Annotated in this window: 14 protein-coding genes and 3 pseudogenes; 8 read left to right on the top strand and 9 right to left on the bottom strand. The window is 61.4% G+C overall.

Going from position 1 to position 21,478, the window contains the following annotated elements; translation table 11 throughout:
- Positions 1 to 192: 192 nt before the first annotated feature.
- The 4 genes and pseudogenes from OKW43_RS38875 to OKW43_RS38860 all read left to right on the top strand — a co-directional run.
- Positions 193 to 570, top strand: a complete 378-nt coding sequence (locus OKW43_RS38875; RefSeq protein WP_429453953.1) for a site-specific integrase — start codon at positions 193 to 195, stop codon at positions 568 to 570.
- Positions 509 to 1,372 (top strand): tyrosine-type recombinase/integrase, encoded by an 864-nt coding sequence (locus tag OKW43_RS38870; RefSeq protein WP_429453951.1) that lies wholly within the window; start codon positions 509 to 511, stop codon positions 1,370 to 1,372. The genes OKW43_RS38875 and OKW43_RS38870 overlap by 62 nt, the downstream gene beginning before the upstream one ends.
- Before the next feature lie 116 nt (positions 1,373 to 1,488).
- A complete protein-coding gene (locus OKW43_RS38865; protein WP_429453949.1) occupies positions 1,489 to 3,453 on the top strand; it encodes a tyrosine-type recombinase/integrase in 1,965 nt (654 codons plus the stop codon).
- Between the two features lie 26 nt (positions 3,454 to 3,479).
- Positions 3,480 to 4,187: pseudogene (locus tag OKW43_RS38860) on the top strand (Tn3 family transposase); the annotation flags it as partial.
- A gap of 548 nt (positions 4,188 to 4,735) precedes the next feature.
- Here OKW43_RS38860 and OKW43_RS38855 read toward each other — a convergent pair.
- A pseudogene (locus OKW43_RS38855) lies at positions 4,736 to 5,469 on the bottom strand (IS6 family transposase).
- A gap of 22 nt (positions 5,470 to 5,491) precedes the next feature.
- On the opposite strand from OKW43_RS38855, the gene OKW43_RS38850 reads away from it, so the two are divergent.
- Positions 5,492 to 5,683: a hypothetical protein gene (locus tag OKW43_RS38850; protein WP_429453947.1), complete on the top strand. Its 192-nt coding sequence runs from the start codon at positions 5,492 to 5,494 to the stop codon at positions 5,681 to 5,683.
- A gap of 209 nt (positions 5,684 to 5,892) precedes the next feature.
- On the opposite strand, the gene OKW43_RS38845 is transcribed toward OKW43_RS38850, so the two are convergent.
- A complete protein-coding gene (locus tag OKW43_RS38845) occupies positions 5,893 to 6,039 on the bottom strand; it encodes a hypothetical protein (RefSeq protein WP_429453945.1) in 147 nt (48 codons plus the stop codon).
- On the opposite strand from OKW43_RS38845, the gene OKW43_RS38840 reads away from it, so the two are divergent.
- Complete coding sequence (locus OKW43_RS38840; RefSeq protein WP_429453943.1) at positions 6,038 to 8,779, top strand: MGH1-like glycoside hydrolase domain-containing protein; 2,742 nt, start codon at positions 6,038 to 6,040, stop codon at positions 8,777 to 8,779. The genes OKW43_RS38845 and OKW43_RS38840 overlap by 2 nt on opposite strands.
- A 29-nt stretch (positions 8,780 to 8,808) precedes the next feature.
- Here the strand turns inward: OKW43_RS38840 and OKW43_RS38835 are convergent, their stop codons facing one another.
- From OKW43_RS38835 to OKW43_RS38820, 4 genes are all read right to left on the bottom strand, one after another.
- On the bottom strand, positions 8,809 to 10,254 hold the full coding sequence (locus OKW43_RS38835; RefSeq protein ID WP_429453941.1) for an ATP-binding protein: 1,446 nt from the start codon (positions 10,252 to 10,254) through the stop codon (positions 8,809 to 8,811).
- A gap of 95 nt (positions 10,255 to 10,349) precedes the next feature.
- Positions 10,350 to 11,732, bottom strand: coding sequence for a sensor histidine kinase (locus OKW43_RS38830; RefSeq protein WP_429453939.1), 1,383 nt, complete (start codon positions 11,730 to 11,732; stop codon positions 10,350 to 10,352).
- The gene (locus OKW43_RS38825; protein ID WP_429453937.1) at positions 11,729 to 13,390 is read right to left on the bottom strand and encodes an FAD-dependent oxidoreductase; all 1,662 of its coding nucleotides are present in this window, start codon (positions 13,388 to 13,390) and stop codon (positions 11,729 to 11,731) included. The genes OKW43_RS38830 and OKW43_RS38825 overlap by 4 nt, the downstream gene beginning before the upstream one ends.
- A gap of 926 nt (positions 13,391 to 14,316) precedes the next feature.
- Positions 14,317 to 15,174 carry a glycine betaine ABC transporter substrate-binding protein gene (locus tag OKW43_RS38820; protein WP_429453935.1) on the bottom strand — a complete coding sequence of 286 codons (858 nt, stop codon included), beginning with the start codon at positions 15,172 to 15,174 and terminating at the stop codon, positions 14,317 to 14,319.
- A 390-nt stretch (positions 15,175 to 15,564) separates the two neighbouring features.
- On the opposite strand from OKW43_RS38820, the gene OKW43_RS38815 reads away from it, so the two are divergent.
- On the top strand, positions 15,565 to 16,425 hold the full coding sequence (locus OKW43_RS38815; protein WP_090812218.1) for an IS5 family transposase: 861 nt from the start codon (positions 15,565 to 15,567) through the stop codon (positions 16,423 to 16,425).
- 988 nt (positions 16,426 to 17,413) lie between these two features.
- On the opposite strand, the pseudogene OKW43_RS38810 reads toward OKW43_RS38815, so the two are convergent.
- A pseudogene (locus tag OKW43_RS38810) lies at positions 17,414 to 17,509 on the bottom strand (IS5/IS1182 family transposase); the annotation flags it as partial.
- A gap of 191 nt (positions 17,510 to 17,700) precedes the next feature.
- Here OKW43_RS38810 and OKW43_RS38805 point away from each other — a divergent pair.
- Positions 17,701 to 18,318 (top strand): hypothetical protein, encoded by a 618-nt coding sequence (locus OKW43_RS38805; protein ID WP_429453932.1) that lies wholly within the window; start codon positions 17,701 to 17,703, stop codon positions 18,316 to 18,318.
- A gap of 346 nt (positions 18,319 to 18,664) precedes the next feature.
- Here the strand turns inward: OKW43_RS38805 and OKW43_RS38800 are convergent, their stop codons facing one another.
- Entirely contained in the window at positions 18,665 to 19,387 is a 723-nt protein-coding gene (locus OKW43_RS38800) for an IS6 family transposase (protein WP_429453930.1), read from the bottom strand.
- A gap of 138 nt (positions 19,388 to 19,525) precedes the next feature.
- Entirely contained in the window at positions 19,526 to 21,457 is a 1,932-nt protein-coding gene (gene dnaK, locus OKW43_RS38795; protein WP_429453928.1) for a molecular chaperone DnaK, read from the bottom strand.
- Between the last annotated feature and the right edge of the window lie 21 nt (positions 21,458 to 21,478).

Here is a 21,478-nt window from a genome sequence, read left to right as displayed (position 1 = left end):
CCGCCACCTGAATGAGGCATACAGGAAACAACAGAATGACCGTTTGGCTGGCAGGCCCGCGCAGGGTGTAGCCCGGAGCGGGCCTGCCAGCCGGGCGACGTCTTCGACAGATTCCCGGTGGTCACGGAGGCAGCAGGCGACGACACGCCGTCAATGGCCGGCAGCCGTCCGGTTGCCCGAAAGGAGACAACCATGGCCGTTCGCAACGCACTTCTGCCAAGTGGGCAGAGAATTGTTGAGCTAATGAATGACGCTGGCGAACCTGTGGCCGCCGTCAACACCTACCTGCGACATCTGGCAGCGCGAAACTGTTCGCCGAACACGCTCGTTGCGTATGCCCACGACCTGCAGCATCTGTGGCGCTTCCTGGCGCAGCAGCATCTGGACTGGCGCGAGGTCAAGGTGTGGCATACCGTCGAATTCCTTGGCTTATCTGAGATCGCTCAGGATTCCGCTGTCACCCCGTCGGCGGTCGATAGCGGAGGCGCTGGTCATCGACGGCCAGCCGATGGCCCAACTGGCCGCGACGACCGTCAACAGGATCCTCGCCGCGGTCTCGTCATTCTATGATTTCGCGATTCTCTCGGCCCAGCTTGACAGCGGTAACCCGCTTGAGAAGACGGGTGACCATCAGCAGCAGCGCGTGACCAACCGGCATCGCCCATTCATGGATGGCGCGAGCCGCCAGCGACCGTTGCGAAGGCGTATTTCCGTAAAGACCGTGGGCCGGTTACCTCGCCCGATGTCAGAACAACAGATTGATGCCCTTTTTGCTGAACTACGGTGCGCTCGCGATCGCGCCGTCGTGCGTCTGATGCTTGATGGAGGGTTGCGGCCCGGGGAGGCGCTGGGCCTGCATCTCGAGGATATCCGCTACGGACAACGGCGGGTTGTGGTGCGATATCGCAACGATCACCCGAAGGGCGTGCGGGCCAAGTCGCGCTTCGAGCGTGTCGTGGATCTCCACGATCCCGCAACGCTGGAAGCAGTGAGCACCTACGTCATGACCGAGAGACCCAATGATGGGGACAGTCCGTTCGTGTTTCTCGTCGGCGGCGTCGGCAGACGGCGGCTGGAGCCACCCGGCTATCCCGCCTTGTTCAAGCTCTTTGTGCGCGCCTGTGAGCGGGCCGGAATCCGCGAGCCCTGGGTGACGCCGCACAGCCTGCGGCACACCCATGCCACCCTGATGTGGGAGGCGGGCATGCGCGAGCTGACCCTTCAGAAGCGGCTCGGTCATGCGTCTCCCGAGTCGACGCGCATCTATACCCGCATATCCGATCGGGAGGTCGTAGCCGACTACCGGCGGGCGCTGGGCCTTGATCAGGCCGAATGCGTGACTGACGTTCCGGTGCCTTACGTAGCGGGCTAACGTCCATGCCGCGATCGCGAAACGTCAAAGCCGCCCCAATCCTCACACCGCCTCGAGCATGCGCGCATTGTCCCGAGCCGGAATATGCCGGGTTTGCCAGCTCGCTACGTGGCTCAATGAAGTTGGGTGCTAGCAGGCTCAATGAGATGCGCCGCTTCATGCGGCGTTGGCCGAATCTTCAAGCGTGGTTCGCCGAGCCGCTGGCCATCCGCGTCGGCAGCGTGTCGGCGAGAGAACAGTATGGACTTGATGCACAGCTTTCGCACATCGCCAGACCGTATCTTCTGTTCCTGGGACTTCGCGGCTTCGTGCAGTTCGATTACCCATGGTTATTGGCTAGCAGTCCTCTGTTCGTTCCGGAGGTCGCCGCGCAGATGGGCATCGACCTGGGGATCGGCGCCCTACGGGCCGATGCCCAACGACTCGGTTTTGGCAAGCTCGGCATGGATGCCACGTTGCGCTGGACCGTGAGTCGCGTCATGTTGCACACGGGGTGCCTTGATGCATCCAGGCTCAATGGCGAACACGTGCAGGGGTTGCGCGAAGCGGTCGCCGCATTTCTGGCCGGTCGCGATCTTGTCGAGTTCTATCCGAGCGCCTGGAGCAACTTCGAGGCGTTCCGTAAGAGTTGGACACTACGCGTGAATCAATTCGAGTTGCTGCTGTTTCATCGCGGTCAACTCGATGCCCAGCCAAGGAAGTTCATGCGCAGCATCAAGGAACGAAAGTCCGTGTGTCCGCGCATGCACGAGGTTGTGAACCGCTGGCTGGTGGCGCGCAGTGCCACGGATCGTCCAATAAGTGTGAAACGATTCGAGCTCGCCCTGTATCGATTCATGGTTTGGCTGAACGAAGAGCGTCCGGCGATTGGAAGCTTTGCGCAGGTCACACGAGACGATGTCCTGCAGTATCTCGTCGTGCTGTCGGAGCAGCCGAGCCCGCGAACCGGGCAGCCTTTGGGGCCCCTGGCTCGACGTGGACATGTTTCTGCACTCTCACAATTCTTTCGCAACACCGCTGCCTGGGAATGGGACGACACACCGTGCAGACCATTGTTGGGCGTCGGGGATCTCCCGAAGATACCGGTGCGTGTGCCGCGATTCATTCCAGCCGCTGAGCTTGCGCGTCTGATGGCCGCAGTCGGTGATCTCAAGTGTCCGTATCAGCGTACCGCGTTACTTATCGCTCGCTGGACCGGAGCTCGAAAGGGAGAGATTCAGCGACTGTCGATTGATTGCCTCGATAGCTATTCCGACGGAACACCTCGCCTGCGTTTGCCCGCCGGCAAGACCTACCGCGAACGCGTTGTGCCGTTGCACGAAGAGGCAGCAACGGAACTCCGGGAACTGATTGCTCACCGGAATCGAGGGCGCGAGCGGGCCCTCACGGACGAGCTGACTGGAGCGCCAACACGCTACGTGTTCATGGCGCACGGCAGACTCCTCTCGTGTGCGTATCTCTTCCAGGTCTCGTTGAAGCAGGCTTGCGAAGCCGCCGGCATTGTCGACGAGAACGGTTGCCGAACTGTCAGCCCTCATCGCTTTCGTCATACGGTCGGTACGCAACTGGCCGGGCGCGGAGCGAAGCTGCATACGATCATGAGCATACTGGGACATCGAAGTGCATCAATGTCGCTCGTCTACGCACAGATCAGCGATCGCGAGGTCCTTCGTGACTACAAGTCCGTTCTCGAGCCCGGTTCGATCATTGCAGGTCCTGCAGCGGAGCAGCTACGTACCGGTGCTTTGCCGAAGGCTTCTGTAGACTGGTTGAAGTGCAATTTCTTCAAGACGGAACTGGAACTGGGTCACTGCCTGCGTTTGCCTGCCGAGGGGCCGTGCGAGTGCGACATGTATCTGACATGCGCCAGATTCGTGACGACACCCGCGTACGTACCGCGATTGCGAGAACGCCGCAAGCTGGAAATGACACTGGCCGATGATGCGAAGATACGTGGCTGGCCCAAGGAACAAGAGAGGCATCGAGCCACCGCCGAGCGCCTCACGCGACTGCTGAATGACTTGGGCGAGCCGAATGAAGACGCCCCGGAACACCGCGGGCCCGACCGAGCGAAACTCTGATTGATTGACAAAAAATCCGACTTGTCCATATAAACACGAACGTAGGGATGGCGGTGTCGAAGCTGCTCGGTTTTGATCTCTGCCCGCGTCTGCGCAACCTCTCGGAACGCAAACTGCATCTGCCGAGAGCCGTGGTTGCGCCCGAGGGGCTGGCAGCTGTCGTCGCCTACGAGATCTCCATCAAGGCGATTCGTGACGGCTGGAAGGAACTGCTGCGCCTCGTTGCATCAATTCATACGGGACGCGTGAGCGCAATTGTCGCGTTGCAACGGTTCGGCACCGCGGCGCAGGGCGACCCGGTATACCGGGCAGCAGACCATCTCGGTAGGTTACTGCGCACGCTTTTCCTGTGCGACTACTTCAGCAACATTGAGTTCCGGCGAGAAATGCATACGCTGCTCAACCGCGGTGAATCGGTCCATCAGTTGCAGCGCGCAATCTATACGGGCAAGATCGCGCCGGAGCGCGGACGGCGCCGCGACGAAATGATCGCGATATCCGGCTCCTTGACGCTGCTGACGAACCTGGTCATCGGGTGGAATACACAGCGCATCCAGGCAACCCTGAATCGTTGGCGAAGCAAGGGCCAAGGGATTGACGACGACTGGTTGCGGCGCATGGGGCCAGCGCACTTTACGCATGTGAATTTCCGCGGAACGCTGAGCTTTCCGATCGATCGCTATCGAGAGATGCTTCTGGATGCGGCACCATGGCGGCGCATGGCAGGATCGTGAAGCGGTTCTGCGCTCGCCCGCCGGGTGCGCGGGTGGGTGAAAGCGCCAGATTTTGCATCAAAAGGATGCCCTCCCGCAGAATCGACGATTTGCAAGCGTTTGTTTTGAAAAGAAAAAACAAAGCAAACCGCCAGATTTGACACGAAAAGGACGAATACCCGAACGAGAGGGATCGGCGGACGCTCGAGTGGCTGCGCCGCCATGTCGGTGATGCCGCGATTGCTCTGGCTGTCGAAGGCTGCGCAAAATCCGGCAAGCCTTATCTCTCCGCCATTTTCAGGCGCCCGGGAGTCCAGCCCCCTGAGTTTTCAACCCCACACCAGGCAGCGCCAAGTCCGGTGGCCGAACACTCTCTAGCGGCTATCCGATTGATCCTCGCGTCGTGGGCATCAACGGCTAAATCGAGCCTCGGCGTCATGCGTTAGCGTTGATCGTCGATGGCTATGGTGCCGTCGGCTCACAGTCGGCATGGCTGTCGTCCATCCCTGAGGATCCGCTGCCTCAGAAACGGGATATCGTCTGATGCGCTTGATCTGAGTTGTCGCCCGCTAATGGGTGTCAACTTGTTGAAGGGCCCGCAGGCAAAAGCGCTTAACATAAGGAACACTAATTTGTGCGGCAATGCGATCCAGAATTGGATTGCCCGTTGCGGTTTCCCACACCTTGAACGCCTGCTTGCGGGCCTGCCATTTCTGTTGCGCGTTCGCGTTGTAGCGGCAGTGCATGAACAGGTTGCTCCCCTGAGCATGGACCGACGTGAATCGTTGTAGATGGCGCGCCGACTTGAAGCGGCGCATCACCTTCTCGCGCACGCGTGTGGGCTGGTGCGAATTCTCCGCCCGGTTGTTCAGTCGTTTGTGCCGCCGATGCTCGACGTTCAGGCCCAGTTCGTTGTTCGCCGCCGCGTAGCTGCGCAGCTTGTCCGTGACGATCACGCGTGGGCAGCCGTGGCGCCGGAGCAGCTTGCGCATCAGCCGTTTGGCCGCCGCCTTGTCGCGGCCGCTCTGCACCAGCACATCGAGCACTGCGCCGTGCTGATCGACGGCCCGCCACAGCCAATGCTTCCTGCCGCTGATCGTCACGACCACCTGATCCAGTGCCACTTGTCGCCGCGACCCGGCGCTGTCAAACGGATACGCTTCGCGATCGCCAGACCGAACTTCGTCGCCCAGCACCGCACCGTTTCGTCCGTCAGTTCGATTCCCCGTGCCGCCAGCATCTCCGCAACCATGCGCAGGCGGAGCGGGAACCGATAGTACAGCCACACCACGTAGCTGATGATGTTCGGCGGAAATCGTTAGCCCTTGAACGAAATCGGCGCCTCGGCCGACGGCAAAACGGAGGCGGAAGCTTTCTTCATGCCCCATTATATTCGTCGACCCGGCTTCAACTTGACAATACCAAGCTCGCTCAAACCGCCCGGTCGGCGCACGCTCGCTCCTGTCGGCCCGGAGTACGGCGGATCGCCGCCGCAACGCGATGGCGCTTATCATTAAGGTATTGGCTGGCCACGGTTGATGGGGCCGTTCGTCGAAGCTGGTTGCGCGCTGGCGCGAAACGGGCATCCCCCGCCGCGGTCAGTTTCGAAGCGGCGCGTGTGTGTTTTCTCGCGTCGCTGTATGCCCACCTCGATTCCGCAGGGCTCGTTCACGTCAGCGAATCCGCTGACGGCGACCCGCCGCAAGCGCCGCGCGGCACCCCGGTTTCAGGCGTGGTCGCTCGGTGAACGGTTGCGCATCGAGAGGATGTTGAGCACCTGATGCGGCGCGCACACGGCGCTCGCGATGGAAAAGGACGGATTGTTCATGCACTTGACGTGCTGGATGGTCGGTTTCGGGTCGGGAGGTTCCATGCCACCGCTACGCGCTATCAATCTTCTCCAGTCGATGGAAGGTGCCCGGCTCCATGGTCCGGAGCTCGACCGATGGCGCCGCTGGGGACCTTATCTGAGCGAGCGGCAATGGGGCACTGTTCGCGAAGACTACAGCGAATATGGCACCGCATGGGACTATTTTCCACACGATCATGCGCGCAGCCGCATGTACCGCTGGGGTGAGGACGGCATTGCCGGATTCGGCAACGACCCGCTCGACTGGTGCGTCTCGCTCGCGCTCTGGAACGGGCACGATTCGATCATCAAGGAACGGCTCTTCGGGTTGACGAATGCCGAAGGCAATCACGGCGAGGACGTCAAGGAGCTTTACTTCTATCTCGACGGCACGCCGACGCATTCGTACATGAAAATGCTGTACAAATATCCTCACGACGCGTACCCGTACCAGGACCTGATCGACGAAAATCTGCGGCGCGGCACCGATCAGCCCGAATATGAAATCCTCGATACGGGCGTGTTCGACGATAACCGCTACTTCGACGTCTGCGTCGAGTATGCGAAGCACACACCCGACGATATCGTGATGCGCGTTACCGTCGAGAACCGCGCGGATCAGCGCGCGGCGCTTCATGTGTTGCCGCAATTCTGGGCGCGCAACCGATGGGCGTGGTCGGGCAAGCCCGGCAAGCCGTCGCTCACGCTGGAGCCGAATGCAGAAGAAGGCGCGCGCGTCGTCGCGCACAATCCGGCGCTCGGAACGATGATCGTGACGGCGTCGGCGCAACAGCCGATCGAGTGGCTCTTCTGCGAAAACGAAACGAATGTGCGCCGCATTTTCGGCTTCGAAGGAGCGGGGCCGTTCAAGGACGGCTTCAATGACTACCTCGTCGACGGCGACGAGCAGGCAATCCGGCGCGACAGGGGCACCCGCGCCGCTGCGCATGTGTACCTGCAGTTCGCGCCTCATGAGCGCTCGGTGCTGTATCTGCGCTGGCGTCCCGAACCGGCTCCGGATGCCGTGCCGCTCGACATGGAAACGCTCTTCGCGCGTCGGCAGGCGGAGGCCGACGAATTCTATGCGGCGCTTCAGCACGATATCGGCGACGCCGATGCGCGGCTCGTGCAGCGTCAGGCGCTCGCCGGCATGCTGTGGACCAAGCAGTACTACCAGTTCGACGTGACGCGCTGGCACGACGGTGACCCGGGTCAACCGAAGCCACCGCGAGCACGCAGGCACGGTCGCAACGCGGACTGGCGGCACATGTGCAATGGCGACATCGTGTCGATGCCCGACAAGTGGGAGTACCCATGGTACGCGTCGTGGGACCTCGCATTTCATGCGGCCGCGTTCGCCATGATCGATCCCGACTTCGCGAAGAAGCAATTACTGCTGCTCGTGAAGGAGCGCTACATGCATCCGAACGGGCAATTGCCCGCCTACGAATGGGCGTTCGGCGATGCGAATCCGCCGGTTCATGCGTGGGCAACATGGCGTGTGTACGAACTCGACCGCGAGGTGACGGGCGTTGGCGATCACGAGTTTCTGGAAGTCATGTTCCACAAGCTGCTGCTCAATTTCTCCTGGTGGGTCAATCGCAAGGACGCCGATGACCGCAACATCTTTCAGGGCGGCTTTCTCGGGCTCGACAACGTAGGCATCTTCGACCGGTCTTCGCCGCTACCGACCGCCGGCCGCATCGATCAGGCCGATGGCACGGCATGGATGGCCTCCTACGCGCTCGACCTGATGCAGATCGGCCTCGAACTGGCGATGACGAACAACGCGTACGTCGAAATCGCGGTGAAGTTCTTCGAGCACTTTCTGTATATCGCGGAAGCGGTCAGTTGCAGCGAAGGCTGCAGGACAGGGTTATGGGACGGACACGACGAATTCTTCTACGACGTACTGCACCTTCCGGACGGTACCCGTGTGCCGATGCGCATTCGTTCGATCGTCGGGCTGATTCCGCTGTTCGCCGTTCACGTGCTCGAGGAGCGGGTGTACGGCCATCTGCCGGGATTGCGCGAACGGCTCGCGTGGTTTCTCGATCATCGGCCGAATCTGGCAAAGCTGGTGTCGCGCTGGACCGAACCCGGCAAGGGTAATACCACGCTGCTGTCGTTGTTGCGGGGACACCGGATGACAGCGCTGCTGCGCCGCGTGCTCGATGAAAACGAGTTTCTCTCCGGGCACGGCGTACGGGCGCTGTCCCGTGTGCATCGCGATGCACCGTATGCCTTCGACCATGGCGGCGTGAGCGTCTGCATCAAGTACCTGCCTGCCGAATCGGACTCGCGCGTGTTCGGCGGCAATTCGAACTGGCGCGGGCCAGTCTGGATACCGGTCAACTATCTGTTGATCGAATCGCTGTATGAGTTCTATCGCTACTACGGCGATGAGTTTCGCGTCGAATATCCGACGGGGTCGGGCAACTGTTTTTCGCTCAGCGAGATTGCCGACGACCTCGCACGGCGCGTCACCACGCTCTTTCTCAAAGATGCACAAGGCGCGCGGCCCGTGATGGCGGCCTATCCGATGCTGCAAGCCGACCCGCGTTCGCAGGATCTCATGCTGTTCCATGAGTACTTTCACGGCGACAACGGACGCGGCGTCGGCGCTTCGCATCAGACCGGCTGGAGCGGGCTCGTCGCGCTGCTGCTCCAGCCGCGCATGATGAAGCTGTCCCACGTGGCGCCTGATGCTGCGTCGGTGGCCGCGCCAATGACCGAAGACACCGCACCGGCCATGGCGCGGTAGCGTTTCGGCTGCTGGAAGAGGAGCACAATTCACGATGAATTGTTCGACCGATTCGAGCCGATTCTTCCGGTAACCGGCGTCGTGGCCATGCCCCCGAGCGGCAGCGTCACCCGGAACGTTGTCTGTCCGGGACGCGAATCGACCTGAATCGTTCCGCCGTGCCGATGGACCACAATGCGGTGTGCGATGTGCAAACCCAGACCCCGCGCGTGACCCTTGTTCGCCGGCTTCGACGTAAAGAAAGGCTCGAACAGGTGCGGCACGGCTTGCGGCGCAATCCCGGGGCCGTTGTCGCCGATCTCGATCACCGCGCACTCCGTGCCACGGCGCGTACGGATCGTGAGTTCGCCCTGCCCGTTCATCGCATCGATCGCGTTCTCGACGATCCGGGTCCACACCTGATTCAGCTCGCTGCCGTACACCTGCAGACGCGGCAGGCCGCGATCGTAGTCGCGGGTAACCGTTACGCCCCGCTTCAGTTCGTGAGCCATGACGATCAACGTGTCTTCGATGCCGTCGTGCACGTCGACTTCCTGCTGCGGCGCCTGGTCCATATAGGAATAGGCCTTCGTCGCCTTCACGATGTCGGCGATGCGCGCCGAGCCGCGCATCGCCTCCTGCATCAGCGAGTGCAGTTCCAGTGCCTCGAGGGTCCAGCGGATGCCTGCGTCGAACTGTTCCGCGCTCAGGCTGCTGGCGAGCCGCATGAGATCGTCGACGCCGATCCCGTGCGCGACGAGGCAGGGCGCAGCCAGCCACGGCCTCGTCACCCGATGGGCCCCTAGCCAGTCACCGAGTTGCGCTTCTGCTTCACTTTGCCGGAGGGAATTCGCGCCCGTCATGCCGGTTTGCACCCCCTTGCTGCGGGCAAGGATCCGCAGCGCATCGAGGGCATCGCGGGGCAGCGCGCTGCGGCCGAGCGCAAGGGACGCATCCTCCAGCGCGTCGAGTCCGTCGAGCATGCAGTCGAGCGCGCGGATCACGGCCGAAACCGGATTGTTCAGTTCGTGCGCGAGCCCGGCCGCGAGCTTGCCCAACGCGGCCAGCTTTTCGCGATTCTGTCCTGCGGCTTCGAGCGTGGTGAGCCAGTCGGCCATCACGCGCGCGACGGCCTGGTTGAACGGCCCGCTGGACATGAACAGTTCACGGAACGCGGGCTCGGCAAGCCAGGCGATGTCGCAATCGGTCGCGGCCCGGAGCGTCGACGGGTAGGGAATCGCCGCAACGAGGCACGGCGTGCCGAAGACTTCAGGCGCCATGTAGCGCTCGCTGGGAAGGTGCCCCTCCGCCCGTCTCGTCGACGTGAGCTCGCCGTTGAGCAGAAGCAGCAGGCTGGTGCACATTTCGCCTTCGTCGATGAGCACCTCGCCGGCTTTGACGGCGGACTCGGCGAGGTTGTCGCGCAGCCATTGCAGACGCTCCCTCGTGAGCTCCGCGAACACGGGCATCATGCCCAGCTTCTCGAGGTCGATCATGGTTGGCACACCTCTGCGGCGAAAAACGCGCGTCCGGAAGACGGGCGCCGCCGTCGCCCGGCCGCCTGGCTACAGGACTATTCGCTGGCCGGCGCTTACGGCGCAAGCGGCAGGCGAACCTGAAACGTCGTGCCGCCCGGACGCGATTCGACGCGAATCTCTCCGCCATGTCTTTGCACCACCGTCTGGTACGAGAGGTCGAGACCCAAGCCGGTGCCCTGGCCCAGCGGTTTGGTGGTAAAAAACGGCTCGAACAGATGCGGCATCACTTCCGGTGCAATTCCGGGCCCGTTATCGGTGATTTCGATCACGGCATCGTTCGCGTCGCGGCGCGTGCGGATGACGATCTCCCCCTTCCCCTCCATCGCGTCGATGGCGTTGTCGATCAGGTTGGTCCATACCTGGTTGAGTTCGCTGCCATGCACCACGAGGTGCGGCAGGCTGCGGTCGTATTCCCTGCGCACGGTGACACCATGCTTGAGCCGGTGCTGCATGATGGTGAGGGTATCGTCGATGCCATCATGGAGATCGACCGCCTGCTGGGGAGCCTGGTCCATGTACGAGTAAGACTTCATCGCCTTGACGATCTCGGAGATGCGCACCGCGCCGCGCCTCGTTTCCTCGACCAGCGAGCGCAGTTCCAGCGTCGCTGCGAGCCACCGGATGCTCGCCGCAAACTGTTCGTCGTTCAGCCGGCCCGCAATCGGCTCGAGGTCCGCGGGCGTGATCCCGATTCGCGCGAGGCAGGGAGCCTTCAGCCATGGCTGCTCGACGCCGCGCTTGCCTAGCCACTCATGTAACGCGTCCTCGGCCGCGCTCTGCTGCAACGCGTTTGTGGCGATGCCGCTCCCCGATCCTTTGCGCGCGCCCAGGCTGTCGAGGGCGCTCATCGCTTCCGAGGGAATGGTGCTGTGGCCGAGCGCGACCGCCGCGTCATTCAGCATCGCGAGGGTGGCGACCGCGCAGTCCGCCGTGCGCGCCACCGCGGCGGATGGATTGTTGAGCTCATGCGCGAGGCCGGCTGCGAGGGTGCCCAATGCGGCCAGTTTCTCCCGATTGCGCACGGTCGCCTCGAGGGCGGTGAGACGATCGAGGCTGCTACGGAAAATGACCCGGCTGAAAGCCTCGGAGGCCACCAGCAGTTCCCGGAACGCGCGTTCTGGAAGCAGTGCCAGGTGGCTGTCCGTCGCGGCGGTCGCCGTGCCCGGGGAAGGTCTGCCCGCGAGCAGGGACGCGCCCCCAAAGAAGCTTGGCGCGACGAACCGGTTGGTGGGAATCTGCCTGGCTCCGGAAGACGTCGTGGCCCGGACCTCTCCTTCCAGCACGAGGAAAAGGACGGGCTTCGTTTCGCCCTCGCGCATGATGGCGTCCCCCGCTTTTACATAGATTTCCGTCAGGTGTTTGCCGAGCCACCGCAACCGTTCGTCCGACAGATCCGCGAAGAGCGGCACCGTGCGCAGTTTGTCAAAGTCGATCATAGGGTGGCAAGGTATTGATGCACCAGATGCACAGTGGTCGAGCCTTCGCCCACGGCTGCCGCGACCCGCTTGATCGAGCCGGCGCGCACGTCGCCCGCCGCGAAGATGCCGGGCACGCTCGTCTCCAGCAGGAAGGGGTCGCGAGCCAGTGGCCAGCCCGTCGGGCGCTTGCCGTCCGTGCGCAAAGCGCGGCCGGTCACCACGAAGCCGTAGTCGTCGCGCTGGACGACATTGCTGAGCCATTCGGTGCGAGGCTCGGCACCGATGCAGATGAACAGTGCGCCGGCCGGGACAACTGCGATCGCGCCGGAGTTGACATCGCGCAGCGTAATTTCCGACAGATGACCTTGCCCGTCGACGCTGGCCACCATGGTGTGAGGGCGCACACTGACGTTCGGCGTCTCGTCGATCTCATCGATCAGGTAGCGCGAGACGCCGGCACTGAGAGAAGAGCCGCGGCACACGATCACCACATTGCGCGCGTACTTGCAGAGGAACATCGCGGCCTGGCCGGCAGAATTGCTCGCGCCGACCACATAGAGATCCTGATTCGCGCAACAGACGGCTTCGGTGATCGCCGCACCATAGTAGACCCCCGCTCCCGTGAGGCGCTCCACGCCGGGTGCGTCCAGCTGCCGGTACGACACGCCGCTCGCCACCACGAGCGCATGGCAGCTCACCTCTGAGCCGTCGGACAGCGTGACGAACTTGTACGGGCCTTCCACCCGCGTGCCGACCGCCCGCTGGGTCAGGATGATCTCGGCGCCGAAACGCCTCGCCTGGGTGAGCGCACGCCGCGACAGCTCCGCGCCGCTCACCCCGGACGGGAATCCGAGGTAGTTCTCGATGCGGGATGTGGTGCCCGCCTGCCCGCCCGGCGCTTCGTGCTCGATGATGGCCGACTTCAAGCCCTCCGACGCACCGTACACGGCAGCGGCCAGCCCTGCTGGTCCGCCTCCCACGATCAGCATGTCGTAAAAGGGCGTGGTCGAATGGGTGACGAGCCCCACCTTGTCGGCAATCTGCGCAATCGTCGGGCGGCAGAGCGTCGAGCCGTCCTCGAAAATCAGCACTGGAAGCTGGCTCGCGGCGGCATCGAGCGAACTCAGCAATACGTCCGCCTCGCCGCCGCTCGTCACGTCCAGCCATTTGTATGGAATATGATTGCGCGCCATAAAATCGCGCAACTGGTGGCCTTGCGGCGACCAGCGATGGTCGAGCAGGCGGATCCCCTTGAAGCTGCCGCGCCACGCGGCCTGCCAGGCCTCAAGCAGATCGTCGAGCACCGGGTAGAAGCTGAGTTCCGGCGGATGCCAGGGCTTCAGCAGGTAATAGTCGAGCCTTACCTTGTTGATCGCGCGGATCGCGACATCCGTGTCGGCGTACGCCGTCAGCAGCACCCGCTTCGCTTCGGGGAACAGCGCGATCGCCTGCTCGAGGAACTCGATACCGCTCATGTGCGGCATGCGCTGGTCGACCAGGAACAACGCAACCGAGCGGTTCTGCAACCGCAGCTGATGGGCCGCTTGGAGCGCTGCCTGCCCCGACCCGGCACGCATGATCTGATAATGCTCGCCGTACCCGAGCCGCAAGTCGCGGGCGACCGCGTCGATCACTTCAGGGTCGTCGTCGACCGCAATGATGACGGGCTTGTCCATGTCGTTTGCAGATTCGATGGAGGCACCGGCCAACGGACTGGCTTACCTGAATGCGGGATCGGCCCACGAAACGGACGATCTCATGCGGCCCGCCGCAGTGCCCATGTGACTCTACTAGCCTAGCACGTTGATTCAGGGTTGCCAGAGCGGTCTTCGCAGGCTGCTTTATGGCCTGCTTTGCGGCCGGCGTTCCTGCCCAGAATGCTCGGCCCGGGCCCCTCCATTGGGCGCAACGCATTCGGACGTACGTCCGTCGCTTCGTTTGAGCGACCGCTTGTCCGCCGGCCCTCTGCCTACCCCGTAGCATCCCGACCCGGAAGCTTTCGGTTCACCTATTGGAGTTGTCATGCCCCGCCAGTAACCCGCTCTTCTTTTAGCAACGGCATCACGACCTGACGAAGCTCGCCGCGCAATTCGACGCGCAACAGCAACTGCTCACGGACTACCGGATGCGGCTCGGCCTGGCAGGGGCGAGTTAGCGGGATGGCGGTCGGCCCTCATCTCCTTATGCCAAAACAGGTGATCTTTCCGTAGATGTTATAACCAGCTGGCTTATGAAAGGAATTCACGCTTACCATGTTCACACCCCTATAGAAAACCACACGGACGGGTTGCCAGCAAGTGGACTGAGGCGCTACTACTAGGTCCAAGTGGTTCGTCTCAGCGAAACCAATATGTCCGACCGAACTCGCCGCAACGGTCAGGCAGCCAAAGCCCCAGGTTGAATCGCCGATCAGTTGCGCAGTTACCCGGCCACCAAAGCGCGTCTGCTCGCCACGCGAGGCAACATCGAATACATTACGCTCGCGCGAGGTGAATGCATTTATCGAGCCGCGCGTGTTTATCAACGGCGATAGACCTGTCGTGCCGGAAAATAAAGTTGCCGCTCGCGCAGGACGGCAACTTCATGCAGCAGAACAACGGGCTTACTTCACCCAGTTATCCACTCGATCGCTATGCGCGCTGATCCACGCATCGGCGGCGGCGGTCGGCGTCTCGCCGTTTTGCGTGGCCAGCATCACACTGTCGATCTCGCCCGGTTTCCACTGAAACTTCTTCAGGAAGGCGACGACCGTCGGCGCCTTCTTCTCGAGCTCGGGATTCGCCACGCTATCCACGTGCTCCGCTTCGCCGAACACCTTCTTCGGATCTTCGAGGAATTTCAGCTTGTACTTCGCGAACATCCAGTGCGGCTTCCAGCCGGTCACGATGATCGGCTTGCTCGCTGCTTCCGAGCGCGCCAGTTCCGCGGTCATCGCGCTGCCCGAGCTCGGCATCAACTGATAGTCGAGCCCATAGGCCTTGATTGCCTCGGTGGTTTTCTGCATCACGCCCGCACCGGCGTCGATGCCGACAATGCGCGAACCGAATTCCGCCTTCTTCGCTTCGAGATCGCCGATGGTTTTCACGTCGACATTGTCAGGCACGATCAGGCCGATCCTGGCATCGTTGAAGTTCGGACCGAGATCGATCACCTTGTCCTTGAATCTGTTCCAGTACGCACCGTGCGTCACCGGCAACCAGGCCGACAGCGTCGCGTCGAGGTCGCCACGCGCCACGCCCTGCCACATCACGCCCGCCGCGACCGGCACGAGTTGCACCTGATAGCCGAGGCGCTTTTCGATCACGCGCGCGGCCACGTTCGAGGTCGCGACGCTATCGTCCCAGCCTTCCACGTAACCGATCTTGATGGTCGGCTTCGTATCGGCCGACACACCCGCGCTGCTTGTCGCCAGCGCCACGCTCAAAGCGCTCGCCACGAATATCTTTCTGATCAGTCTCATCGCCGTTCTCCCGTTTGCCGTCAAACCACCCATTGAGCATTGAGAATCATCCGCCAGAATTGCCAGGTAACGTCCTTTTCCGACATACAGTGGTCCGCATGCGACCTTGGCTGCCGGGCTTGTCCGCGTCGTGTCTGACGTATCGACGTCTGTTAATCGAAGCACTCAGCGAAGGCCAACTGTCGACGACAAGATCCATCTGCCGCTTGCTGCAACAGAGCAGTACCATGCCTTGATCGATCTCGCGCTGACGAATGCCACCCGCGTGTTTCATAGCCAACTGGTTGCGGGTTTTCGACGGCCGTGGAATTTGTCTGCAAGCCGCGCCAGGACTGGATTTCAGGTCAGAGTAGCCAGATCGGCTAAAGTCCAGATTTCTGGACGCAGCGAATGACCCGAAGCCCATACTGGCAAGAGATTCCAACAAGATTGCGCCTGGAGCAGTTCGAGCAATTTGTCTGGCCGCATCTGAGCCTGGGCCGTCGCGGACCTCCCCCCACGCTGGCCTTGCACAAGATCTTCAACTACATCCTGCAGGCACTGTACATGGGTTGCCAATGGAAGATGCTGCCGATCGACAGGAATGCAGAAGGTCACCCTGAAATTCACTATACGCGCATCTACCGCACGTTTCGTCGCTGGCAGGCCGATGGTTGCATCGATGCCATCTTTTCGGGCTCGGTGCAGCAACTTCATCAGGACCAGCTGCTTGACCTTTCGGTCATCCACGGCGACGGCACCACGACGGCGGCGAAGAAAGGCGGCGACAATCTCGGGTATAGCGGGCACAAGCATCTGAAGGGCGACAAGGTGGTGGCCTTGTGCGATCGCAACTGCAACGTCATTGCTCCATTCATCAGCGCTCCCGGCAACCGCAACGAATCACCGCTGTTGCGCGACGCGCTGCCCAGCCTTACCGCCATGGCCCGCGCCATTGGCGCGGACCTGCACGGTTCAATCGTCAGCCTGGATGGCATTTACGACTGCAGGGCCAACCGCAAGGCGATCTTCAATCGCGGCATGACCCCGAACATCCCCGAGAATCCGCGCGGACGCAAAATACCGAAGCGGGGCCGCAAGCAGCGCTACGATCCGGCCATCTTCGAGGAGCGCTTCAGGACCATTGAACGGGTCTTCGCCTGGGAGGACAAGTTCCGCCGTCTGCTGCTGCGCTTTGAACGCATCAGTGACGTTCACTACGCGTTCAAGACGCTTGCCTATACGATGATTAACCTGCGCCACTACTGCTGAACCAGCGCGGGGCTCGCACTTCACTGACTGCGGTACGCGCCGTGATTGCTCACGCCGGTTGCATTCGCATTCCTGATCATAATTCAAACTCCGATATCGAGATACCAGTCGCTTTTCACAACGATGTTCCTGGCTTCGCACGATTACCAACGGTCATCGTAGTTCTTCCGTTCGCAATGGACGGAAACGCGCAACCAGTTGAAGGATAACTATTCTTGAGGCCGGCACGTAGCCTATGCTCCTCAACTTGACAGTGCCGGGCTGAAATCTCGCGCCGCCTCGCTCATGGGTGAATTTCATGCGACGGGACCTGATCCCCTGAATTCGTAACCCAGCCTCGCAGTGAGCAGTGCTGTGATATCTGCGAAACGGCCCGTACTGGTGGGCCGCCAAGCGCGTGCTACAGGCCGCTGACGTCGGCGTGGGCGTGTACATGGAGCCGGTTTGGGCGGACAGATACGCTGCTGTTGAATAAAAACATAGCGGGGACAACCTCTTCATGTAGCTCTAGAACCTTTTGTACTTGCCCTCGTTATGTTCGTTTCCCAACACAACCAAACAGGCTTTTTCCAAGGTGCATACTAAAAACATATGGCCCATCTATCATCTTCCTTGCACTGTCAAAAAACGACAAGATCCTACGAGAGACCTACCATGAGCAAGTTCGCAAAACTGTTGAACGTGGTTGTGTCCGCAACGAAGCGCCCGGAACTGCCGGAAGACCATACGGGGAGTCAGGCTTCAATGGCCGCGCAGCGCGCCACGGGCCAGGCCGAAGCAGATATGCAGGACGCGTTGAAGGCCGCGGCAACGGAAAGGAATGGCGCGTGCGACCGGCTGCTGAAGTTCCTTGGCCGCGCCTTTGGTTCAAGAACTGACCCGATGGCTACCCGACGCGCCCAACGGGTCGCAGTCAAGGCGGTGGCTTTCATGTCGAAGGACGAGGCGCTGTTCGCCACCCGACAGACAAGCAGCTTGACGAACTGTACGGCCTGGCACTGCGCCATGGCAGTCCAACGGCTCGCACGGACGATGAACCGACAGCCGCATATGAGAAATCGAGCTGGCCAGATTCGCGAAGCTTTGTGGAGCAGTACCCGCCACGCTCACCAGCCGGATTGACGCCTTGAACGGTCGAGTCGGCAAGCCGTTAAATGCAACCGTCGGCACAGTGGGCTCTGGTCGGAAAATGGTAGGCCGAGACCCCCAAAGACGATCACCCACCGCCTGCCAGGAGTCGGTCGGCGAAACCCTCAAAAGGAAGTGAGGCCCGTCATGAACATGCTTACCATCACCGCTCGCCAACTCTTGTTGTATAGCCACACCCTCGCCTTCGCCTTCGCCATCGTGCACGTATTGCGGGAAGACGTGGCGCTGCTCACAGCTCGGCGCATTGATGCCGTCAGACTGCAAACCACCGGACGTACCATTGCAGGGTTGCTCGGCCTGCTCTGGATAACGGGCGTCGTTATGATCCTGCTTGGCACCGGCTTACACGTGGCTGTGCTGGTCTCCAAGCCGAAGCTGGCTGCAAAGCTGACAGTGGTATGCCTGCTGACGGCGAACGGCTTGCTGCTGCATCGAGTCGCGTTTCCGATGCTGACCACACCGCAGCGTCGCCCACGTCGGGCGGCGACGATATGCGTCTTGTTGGGGGCCATCAGTTCGGTGTCGTGGCTCTATGCGTCTTTTGTAGGCGTGGCGCGCCTTATCGCCCCGGCGATGTCCTATACGGGCTTCCTAGCCTTGTACGGGGTGGGGCTGGTGGGCGGGATCGGGACTGCGTTGGCGGTGGCGCGGCCGCGTGTGGAGCGGCTATTGCCTCGGTTGTCCGGCGGGCACGTGGTTGTCGGTTCGGCGCCAGCCGGACGATTGAGCTTGCCACCTTTTTAGCGCAACCCCGAAATAGCGCCGCACGCCGCGCCATCCGGTCGTTCAAGTCGAGCGCCGGCTTGGCGACCTACGTCTCAAGTGATTTTGTCGCGGTAAGGGCAAGATGGCGAACAAACGGCAGTATAAGTAGGATTACTTATACTGCCAGTGAGTAAAACTGCTGGGCACGAGTGTATCCGATGCCACGGTCTTGCATTTGGCCCTTGGCGATCATGTGCATGAGCTCGATGCCGCTCAACAGGATGTGGGCGCAACGAAAATTCTTGAAACCCAGCATCGGCCGCGTGCGACGGCTCTGTTGCAGTAAGCGTGACGAGGCGACAAATGTCGATATGGTCAGTATTGCTTATGAGGCAAGGGAGTAAAACATCTGGGAAGCAGACAACGGGGCTTTGCCCGTACATTTCATCTGTCCTTTGCTGATCATATGCATTACCTCGATGCCGCCGAGAATGATCCTCGCACAGTGAAAATCCTTGAACCCCAGCATCGGCCGGGTCCGGCGTTTGATAGCCCGATGGTCCTGTTCGACGATGTTGTTCAGGTACTTGATCTGGCGCACCTTGATCGGCGTCTCGCGATCGGCATTCACCGCATTCAACGCGGCCAGATTGGAGCCGCTTTTGTCGATGGTCACGGTTTCTGGCGCACCATTGCGGGCGATCGCTTTTTCAAAGAATCGCCGAGCGGCAACCTTGTCCCGCCTCGCCCTGAGCAGGAAGTCGACCGTGTCGCCCGCCTTGTCCACTGCCCGATAAAGATATTTCCACTCGCCCTTGATCTTGATATAGCTCTCGTCCATTCGCCAGCTTTTCCCTACCGGACGCTTGTGCTTGCGGAACGTCTTTTCGAATAGCGGCAATAGCTTCATTACCCAGCGGTACACCGTCGAATGATCAACCGCGATACCTCGCTCGTCCATCATCTCCTCAAGATTGCGCAAACTTAACGAATAGGCCACGTACCATCGTACGCACAGCAAAATCACTTCAAGCGGGTAGTGAAGCCGCTTCAGGACCTTCGCCAGGCCCGGGGCAAGCGCAGATCGCGATGTCTTCGTCTTCTTCATCGAACAGCTCAAAAAATTTGCTGCTCAATTTTAACCTGGCCCCTTACTGCAACAGAACCATTACCGCTGCCACCGCGAGTAGTACATACAACCGTTCTTTCATGACAACGACCTCTTACCCTGCTGCTCGTCCGGGCGTCACCGCTTTGTCTTCACTTCCTTGAATTCGGCATCGATAACATCCTCGTCCTGCTCCCGGCCCGCGGATTCCTGCGGTCCGCTCGAGGCAGCCGTGCTGCCTCCCTGTGATTGCACGTCTGCGTAGACCTTTTCCCCGAGTTGCTGCGACGCCGTCGCCAGCGCATGTACCCTGGCGTCGATAGCGTCCTTGTCCGCCCCCTTGAGCGCGGCTTCGAGGTCCCGGATGGCGGCTTCGATCTGCGCCTTATCGCCATCACCGAGCTTCTCGCCGTATTCGCCCAGCGCCTTGCGCGTGCTGTGTATCAGGGCGTCGCCCTGGTTGCGCGCCTCGGCCAGTTCACGCAGCCGGTGGTCCTCCGCAGCGTGCGCTTCGGCGTCCCTCACCATCTGTTCAATTTCCTTCTCGGACAGACCCGAGTTCGCCTTGATGGTAATCCGGTTTTCCTTGCCCGTTGCCTTGTCCCTGGCGGACACGTGCAGGATGCCGTTCGCATCGATATCAAATGTCACGTCAATCTGCGGCATGCCGCGAGGCGCTGGCGGGATACCCTCCAGGCTGAACTCGCCCAGCGGCTTGTTGCCGCCCGCCATCTCGCGCTCGCCCTGGTACACCTTGATGGTGACTGCCGGCTGGTTGTCATCGGCGGTCGAGAAAACCTCCGAGAACCTTGTCGGAATGGTGGTGTTCTTTTCGATCATCTTCGTCATCACACCGCCAAGCGTTTCGATGCCGAGCGAGAGCGGCGTCACATCGAGCAGCAGTACGTCCTTGCGGTCGCCGGACAGCACCGCACCCTGGATCGCCGCCCCCACGGCGACCGCTTCATCCGGGTTGACATCCTTGCGCGGCTCCCGCCCGAAAAACGCCCTGACCTTCTGCTGCACCTTTGGCATGCGCGTCTGGCCGCCGACGAGGATCACGTCGTCGACCTTGTCCGCAGACAGGCCGGCATCCTTGAGCGCAGTGCGGCATGGTTCTATCGTGCGCTCGATCAGGTCCTCGACAAGCGACTCGAGCTTCGCGCGCGTGAGCTTCAGGCTGAAGTGCCTGGGACCCGAAGCGTCTGCCGTGATGTAGGGCAGGTTGATCTCGGTCTGCTGGCTCGACGAAAGCTCGATCTTGGCCTTTTCCGCGGCTTCCTTCAGGCGCTGCAGCGCGAGCACGTCCTTCGACAGGTCGACGCCCTGCTCCTTCCTGAACTCGCCGACCATGTAGTCGATGATGCGCTGGTCGAAGTCTTCGCCGCCCAGGAACGTGTCGCCGTTCGTCGAGAGGACCTCGAACTGTTTTTCGCCGTGGAGGTCGGCGATCTCAATCAGCGAAATATCGAAGGTGCCGCCACCGAGGTCGAATACGGCGATCTTGCGGTCACGGTTTTCCTGCCTGTCAAGACCGAACGCGAGGGCCGCCGCCGTGGGTTCGTTGATGATCCGCCTGACTTCCAGACCGGCGATGCGGCCGGCGTCCTTGGTAGCCTGGCGCTGGCTGTCGTTGAAGTATGCGGGTACCGTAACGACGGCTTCCGTGACGGGTTCACCAAGGTAGTCCTCGGCCGTCTTCTTCATCTTGCGGAGGACTTCGGCTGAAACCTGCGGCGGTGCGAGCTTGCTGCCGCGAGCTTCGACCCACGCATCCCCATTGTCGGCCTTGATGATCCCGTAAGGCATCAGACCGATGTCCTTCTGCACTTCCTTCTCGTCGAAGCGGCGGCCGATCAGGCGCTTCACCGCAAAGAGCGTGTTCTCAGGATTGGTGATGGCCTGGCGCCTGGCGGGTGCACCGACCAGTATTTCATTGTCAAGATACGCGACGACTGAGGGCGTCGTACGGGCGCCCTCCGAGTTTTCGATCACTTTGATCTGCCCGCCTTCCATCAGCCCCACGCATGAATTCGTGGTGCCGAGATCGATGCCGATGATCTTGCCCATGATGCCCCCTGCAGGTTCTTG

It is taken from the genome of Paraburkholderia sp. WC7.3g (genome assembly GCF_050436345.1).
GTDB lineage: Bacteria > Pseudomonadota > Gammaproteobacteria > Burkholderiales > Burkholderiaceae > Paraburkholderia > Paraburkholderia podalyriae.
Note: the sequence above shows the minus strand (reverse complement) of the source record. Positions and strands in the feature narration are given on the sequence as shown.

Excerpts from the sequence above, each read along its gene's own strand:
- OKW43_RS38840 (WP_429453943.1), top strand. The coding sequence starts at position 6,038 with ATGCCACCGCTACGCGCTATCAATCTTCTCCAGTCGATGGAAGGTGCC.
- OKW43_RS38835 (WP_429453941.1), bottom strand. The coding sequence starts at position 10,254 with ATGATCGACCTCGAGAAGCTGGGCATGATGCCCGTGTTCGCGGAGCTC.
- OKW43_RS38820 (WP_429453935.1), bottom strand. The coding sequence starts at position 15,174 with ATGAGACTGATCAGAAAGATATTCGTGGCGAGCGCTTTGAGCGTGGCG.
- OKW43_RS38825 (WP_429453937.1), bottom strand. The coding sequence starts at position 13,390 with ATGGACAAGCCCGTCATCATTGCGGTCGACGACGACCCTGAAGTGATC.
- OKW43_RS38865 (WP_429453949.1), top strand. The coding sequence starts at position 1,489 with ATGAAGTTGGGTGCTAGCAGGCTCAATGAGATGCGCCGCTTCATGCGG.
- OKW43_RS38815 (WP_090812218.1), top strand. The coding sequence starts at position 15,565 with ATGACCCGAAGCCCATACTGGCAAGAGATTCCAACAAGATTGCGCCTG.
- OKW43_RS38830 (WP_429453939.1), bottom strand. The coding sequence starts at position 11,732 with ATGATCGACTTTGACAAACTGCGCACGGTGCCGCTCTTCGCGGATCTG.
- OKW43_RS38845 (WP_429453945.1), bottom strand. The coding sequence starts at position 6,039 with ATGGAACCTCCCGACCCGAAACCGACCATCCAGCACGTCAAGTGCATG.
- OKW43_RS38805 (WP_429453932.1), top strand. The coding sequence starts at position 17,701 with ATGAACATGCTTACCATCACCGCTCGCCAACTCTTGTTGTATAGCCAC.
- OKW43_RS38875 (WP_429453953.1), top strand. The coding sequence starts at position 193 with ATGGCCGTTCGCAACGCACTTCTGCCAAGTGGGCAGAGAATTGTTGAG.
- OKW43_RS38870 (WP_429453951.1), top strand. The coding sequence starts at position 509 with ATGGCCCAACTGGCCGCGACGACCGTCAACAGGATCCTCGCCGCGGTC.
- dnaK (WP_429453928.1), bottom strand. The coding sequence starts at position 21,457 with ATGGGCAAGATCATCGGCATCGATCTCGGCACCACGAATTCATGCGTG.
- OKW43_RS38800 (WP_429453930.1), bottom strand. The coding sequence starts at position 19,387 with ATGAAGAAGACGAAGACATCGCGATCTGCGCTTGCCCCGGGCCTGGCG.